Source organism: Neobacillus bataviensis LMG 21833 (assembly GCF_000307875.1).
GTDB classification, from domain to species: Bacteria; Bacillota; Bacilli; order Bacillales; family Cytobacillaceae; genus Neobacillus; species Neobacillus bataviensis.
On sequence record NZ_AJLS01000143.1, the window covers coordinates 1 to 5882 of the forward strand.

Consider the following 5882-nt stretch of genomic DNA (forward strand, 5'->3'; position numbering starts at 1 on the left):
CACCGTGTTTCCTTTATCTCAGTTGGAGCGCTCCAGGCCATACGCCGCTAACCAGGGCGCTTGCGCTTTTCTATGCTGAACGCCGGGAATTATTTGTGGCGATATTCACACCTAAAATACCACCCATCATCGCGATTAATGTATAGCAGGTATGATAAATCACTTGCTCTGCATCAAACAATCGATCGAAACCAAGGTATTGAAACAAAAATACCACAAATGAATAAATAAGCCCCGTTAATCCGCCAATTAGCCAGCCTTTTTCTTTCCGTTTCCCTCCGGAAAGAAAGCCACCTCCGAATAGTCCAATGAAAGATAAAGCGGTTATAACATATTGAAGCGAGCCTTCCCGAGTTGACGTAAATCTAAGGATAAAAGCAAAAATAAGGCTGCAAATCACAGCAAAAGCGAAAATAAAAATTAATCCGTACAAAATGGATGTGCCAAAACTTTTCGATTCGATTTTAACTCTCCCCCTTCAGAGCTTTAGACCAGCATGATATTTAATTGATTTTCTGTAGTGCCGGATCTAACAAGCAAGTTTCTTTCCTAGTACAAGCGTATTCATGGCAGCTAAAAAGTAGAATAAAAATTTCTCCATTTTACTAACTTCGAGAGGATTATGGAATTTAATTCCTCTTATTTTTCATGCAAGATGATAAACAATAGTATTGAATGAAAAAAAGGGGCGGACAGCTGTGGCAGATTATTTAACAATAGGAATGCGAACAATCACTTTTTATTTACTCATCCTGGTGATATTTCGCTTAATGGGAAAAAGGGAAATTGGTGAACTAAGCATCCTGGATCTAGTGGTTTTTATCATGATTGGTGAACTTGCAGTCGTTGCCATTGAAAAACCTAGTGTCAAGTTCACCCATGCGATTTTACCGATGGTTATTTTAATGATCGTCCAAATTTGTATGGCAATCATTTCATTAAAGAGTAAAAAGTTCCGGAATCTTGTAGAAGGAAAACCAAGCATTATCATAAACAGGGGAAAAATTGACGAAGCCGCAATGCGGAAGCAGCGCTACAATTTTGATGATTTAATGACTCAATTACGAGAAAAGGACATTCGCAGTATTGCGGATGTTGAATTTGCCATCCTTGAATCGTCAGGTAGTTTATCCGTTATTGAAAAATTGGAGGATCCAAAAAAACCAAAGACTCCATCTAAGAATGGAGATATTACCATCCCATTAATTTTGGATGGTACGATTGAAGAGGAAAATTTGAAAAGAATAAATAAGACAAATCTATGGCTGCGCCAAGAATTGAAAAAAAAGGGCTATCGGGAAGTAAAAAAAATATCCTTTTGCAGCTATGAAAACGGAAAGTTCTTTATTGATGTACAAGATGAATAGGAAGAAGACATACCGTACCATCGGCATGTCTTCTTTGTTTAATTGAAAAATAGCTTTCCAATCCACGGAATTCGTGTAAGTTCTTCCTTTTTTATTAAGCGGAAGACAACCAACATAAGGAAATAGGAAATAGCCATTGCGAATACAGTGGTGATTACCCTTACTGCTAAGTGTCCATTAATCAACGTATTTTCAAAGACCCAATAACCTAACCAACCGGATACCCCCATCACTAGAAACCCTATTAGATAATCGCGTATATAAATAGAAAAGGTGACTTTTTTCAATACGGTTGCAAAATGAAGAATCGTAACCAAAACAAAGCCAACGAGAATTCCAATCGCCACTCCTGTAATTCCGAAGGAGGGCTGGGAAGCGAGTAAAAAAATCACAGCCGTTTTAACGACGGCACCTATAAGACTATTTATCATCGCCGCCCTTGCAAGGTTTAATGCCTGTAGAACGGCTTGCAGCGGGCCTTGATAATAATAAAACAAAAAGAAGGGTGCCATGATGCGGATGAAATAGGCGCCTTTTGTCGAGCCATACATGAGCTGCATAAGCGGGTCTGCCAATACATAAAGAACAATAACAGCTAGTCCGCCTGATAAAAAAACAAAACGCAAAGCTTGCTGCAGGCGATATTCAATTAATTTAAGATCATTTCTGGAATTAGCCTCGCTGATGGCCGGGACAAGTGCTGTAGATAAAGAAAAAGTAATAAAGGACGGCAGCATTAACAGCGGCATGGCATAGCCGGTCAATGAGCCATATTGTTTTGTTGCATTCACGGCAATGACTCCGGCAATCGCCAAACTGTGGGCAACAACAATCGGCTCAAAAAACCAGGCGATTGAACCAATCATCCTGCTCCCCATTGTTGGCAGGGCAATCTCCATTAATTCTTTGAATGTCCGTTTCCCTTTATGAACATATTGAAAGAAACCTTTTCGGAGCCTGAACCGCTTTTTTAATTTAAATGTGGTGACTAGATAAAGGAGTGAAAGTAATTCCCCTAAAACAGAAGCCCCCATTGCTGCAGCGGCTGCATATTCAACTCCAAAAGGCAAAAAGGTTTTTGTCGCAGTTGCGATTAAGGTAATTCTGACAATCTGCTCCAAAATCTGTGAAATAGCTGATGGACGCATGTTTTGCCGTCCCTGGAAGTAGCCTCTAATGACAGAGGAAACAGCGATGATCGGCAGCGCAGGAGCAATGGCAATCAATGGCCAATAAGTCCTTTGGTCAGTGAATAATGTTGTGGATAGAATGGGTGCCATGAAGAATAATGCAGGCGTAATAATGATTGATAATCCCACTGTGATTGCGAGAGAAACGACCAGGATTTTTTTTATTTCAGCATAATCCTTCCTAGCTTCCGCCTCAGCAATATTCTTAGAGATGGCTACCGGAAGTCCTAACTGCGTGATGGTTACCATTAGAATAAACGTTGGATATGCCATCATATATAAGCCGACGCCTTCTTCACCAATACTGCGGGCAAGGACAATACGATAAATAAAGCCAAGGACTCTTGTGACAAATCCGGCAATTAATAGGATAAAAGTCCCTTTTAAAAACTTTGACATGCAGTTTCCCACCTTCTCAAAAAAGAAGAATTCATTTACAATAAACTATATGCCTAATAGTGGACAAAGCATGACAAGTAGAATAAAGCTTTTTGCAATGGTTCCATTTATTAGGATAGCGATATGGCCCGAGGAGGAAGATATAATGGATAATAGCGGTAGATACGATCACTTTCGTACCCAAGTACAACCGGCATGTGCAAGTAAACTCGCGGAATTTCGCTTGCTGGGTTATGATTCTGTAACCGAAAAAGAGCTATGGGAGTACTTGGTGAAGAAAAAGTGGAAAAAGGAACAGGAAGAGAAACAACTTTACCAGTTGATTCAAGAAATTCTTTCTGTAAGGGTAAGTGATTACATCAGCTTTGCAACTATTGAGGCATATAAAACTGCCGAATTTTCAATGGAGAATGAAGCGGATTTAAAAGAGTTATTGAAATAGTACCCTCAACTTTCAAATTGACAGCTATTCCTACTTATTCCATAATGGTATCAGTGACTTTTCGTTATTTTACAATAAGGCTAGGATGTAACAGTGCAATTGCACAGGCACTAAGGAGGAACTATACATAATGGTAAAGCGCAGTAGAATTATTGCTTTCTTTCTTGTGATCCTCATTGTCGGGAGCACAATGGGGGCAACAACCAAGAACATTTTAAACAATATTAAGCTTGGTCTAGACCTTCAAGGCGGATTTGAGGTTTTATATCAAGTTAAGCCGGCGAAAAAGGGTCAGAAAATTGATAAAGAAGTTTTGGCTAGTACAGCTGAAGCACTCGATAAGCGGATTAACGTCCTTGGTGTGAGTGAGCCGAACATTCAAATCGAAGGGACTGACAGGATTCGTGTTCAGCTCGCAGGAGTCACTGACCAAAACAAGGCTCGTGAAATGTTGTCTACGCAGGCAAATTTAAGCTTCAGAGACGCGAATGACCGTTTGATGATGGACGGATCAGACTTAAAGCAAGGCGGGGCAAAGCAAACATTTGATGAAAATGGTGCTCCAAGCGTTTCATTGACATTAAAAAGCGCAGATAAATTCCGTAAAGTTTCAGAAGAAATTATGAACATGGCACCAAACAATGTGCTTGTCATATGGCTTGATTTTGAAGAAGGAAAAGATTCCTTTAAAACGGAAGTAACAAAACCGAATCCAAAATACTTGTCAGCTCCAACAGTGAAGCAAATTTTTAATCAAGATACGGTTTCGATCGTTGGCAGTTTCACTTCGAAAGAGGCTACTACTTTAGCTAATCTTTTAAATGCCGGCTCCTTACCGGTAAAGCTGAAGGAAGTTTACTCTACTTCCGTCGGAGCAAAATTTGGTGAACAAGCATTAAATGATACGATATTGGCCGGACTCATCGGTGTCGCAATCATCTACCTATTTATGCTTTTCTATTACCGTTTTCCTGGCTTCATTGCTACCGTTACGTTATCCATTTATATTTATCTAGTTCTGTTAATATTTGACTGGATGAATGGTGTTCTGACCTTGCCGGGGATTGCTGCAATTATCCTTGGGATTGGGATGGCCGTCGATGCCAACATTATTACCTATGAACGTATCAGAGAAGAACTCAAAGTGGGTAAATCCATTAAAGCAGCATTCCAAGCTGGTGAAAAAAATGCATTTACATCGATTCTTGACTCTAACCTTACAACTCTCTTGACTGCTGGTGTGCTTTTCGCCTATGGGACAAGCTCGGTTAAAGGGTTTGCGACGATGTTAATTGTCAGTATCCTAATGAGCTTTTTAACAGCCGTTTATGGTTCTCGTCTATTGTTAGGACTTTGGGTTCATAGCGGAATATTCAAAAAGAAAGCAAGTTGGTTTGGTATCAAACAGGCTGATATCAGGGACATCTCTGAAAATGTTGATACACTAGATCTTCCGACTCGATTTGATAAACTTGATTTTGTTAAGCATAGAAAGAAATTTTTCACGATTTCTGGGGTTCTTCTTGCAGCCGGTTTAGTGGTGCTGCTCGTACTTCGCTTGCATTTAGCGATTGATTTCACTAGTGGTACTCGAGTTGAAATCTTATCAAACACTCCGTTAACTGTTGAAAAAATTAATAGCTCATTTGACAAGCTTCATCTGAAAACAGATGATGTGGTCATTTCGGGGGAAAAGAAGAATATTGGGGCAGCCCGGCTTATCGGTGTTCTTTCGAAAAATGAAATTGCTAAGCTGAAATCCGATTTTAATAAGGAGTATGGTTCCGAACCAAACGTTAGCACCGTTTCCCCAACCATCGGGAAGGAATTAGCGAAAAATGCCTTTATTGCGCTATTAATTGCCTCTATAGGGATTATTATTTATGTAAGTTTCCGTTTTGAATTATCAATGGCCATTGCTGCGATTGTCTCCTTGCTGCACGATGCTTTCTTTATGGTAGCGTTCTTCAGTATTACGAGACTTGAAGTTGATTTAACCTTTATCGCCGCTGTGTTAACGATTGTTGGTTATTCGATCAACGATACCATTGTTACCTTTGACCGGATGCGCGAGAATATGCATAAGAAAAGACGCCTTAAGACCAATGCAGATATTGCTGAAGTATTAAACATAAGCACACGTCAAACCTTGACACGTTCTATCAATACCGTCTTAACCGTGTTAATCACTGTCGTCGCTCTCGTTATTTTCGGCAGCGAATCGATCCGCAACTTCTCGATTGCCTTGTTGGTAGGATTACTTGTCGGTGTTTATTCTTCTATCTGTATTGCTGGTCCACTATGGTATGTATTTAAGACAAAAGAGCTTAAAAAGAAGGGCACCATTAAAACTGAAAAAGAAAAGAAAAAGTACTCTGATCAACCACAAGTATAACTAAAAGCGGAAGCGCCTTGCTCAGGGGCGACAGGCATAAGACGAGCCGGCGAGAAGGTTGCTCTTTAACCTTCTTGACGGATTGGCTT

5 protein-coding genes are annotated in these 5882 nt (G+C 40.0%); 3 read left to right on the forward strand and 2 right to left on the reverse strand.

The genetic code is table 11. The features are described from left to right. Positions 1 to 70: 70 nt before the first annotated feature. Positions 71 to 433, reverse strand: coding sequence for a TIGR04086 family membrane protein (locus BABA_RS22780; RefSeq protein ID WP_007087616.1), 363 nt, complete (start codon positions 431 to 433; stop codon positions 71 to 73). A gap of 265 nt (positions 434 to 698) precedes the next feature. Here BABA_RS22780 and BABA_RS22785 point away from each other — a divergent pair, with 265 nt between their 5' ends. Beyond that, on the forward strand, positions 699 to 1367 hold the full coding sequence (locus BABA_RS22785; protein ID WP_007087617.1) for a DUF421 domain-containing protein: 669 nt from the start codon (positions 699 to 701) through the stop codon (positions 1365 to 1367). 38 nt (positions 1368 to 1405) lie between these two features. Here the strand turns inward: BABA_RS22785 and spoVB are convergent, their stop codons facing one another. Then, complete coding sequence (spoVB, locus tag BABA_RS22790; protein ID WP_007087618.1) at positions 1406 to 2956, reverse strand: stage V sporulation protein B; 1551 nt, start codon at positions 2954 to 2956, stop codon at positions 1406 to 1408. A gap of 145 nt (positions 2957 to 3101) precedes the next feature. Here spoVB and BABA_RS22795 point away from each other — a divergent pair, with 145 nt between their 5' ends. Together BABA_RS22795 and secDF are read left to right on the forward strand one after the other, a co-directional pair. Next, positions 3102 to 3398 carry a post-transcriptional regulator gene (locus tag BABA_RS22795; protein ID WP_007087619.1) on the forward strand — a complete coding sequence of 99 codons (297 nt, stop codon included), beginning with the start codon at positions 3102 to 3104 and terminating at the stop codon, positions 3396 to 3398. Positions 3399 to 3528: 130 nt separating this feature from the next. Then, positions 3529 to 5793, forward strand: a complete 2265-nt coding sequence (gene secDF, locus BABA_RS22800; protein WP_007087620.1) for a protein translocase subunit SecDF — start codon at positions 3529 to 3531, stop codon at positions 5791 to 5793. Positions 5794 to 5882: the final 89 nt, after the last annotated feature.

Excerpts from the sequence above, each read along its gene's own strand:
- spoVB (WP_007087618.1), bottom strand. The coding sequence starts at position 2,956 with ATGTCAAAGTTTTTAAAAGGGACTTTTATCCTATTAATTGCCGGATTT.
- BABA_RS22795 (WP_007087619.1), top strand. The coding sequence starts at position 3,102 with ATGGATAATAGCGGTAGATACGATCACTTTCGTACCCAAGTACAACCG.
- secDF (WP_007087620.1), top strand. The coding sequence starts at position 3,529 with ATGGTAAAGCGCAGTAGAATTATTGCTTTCTTTCTTGTGATCCTCATT.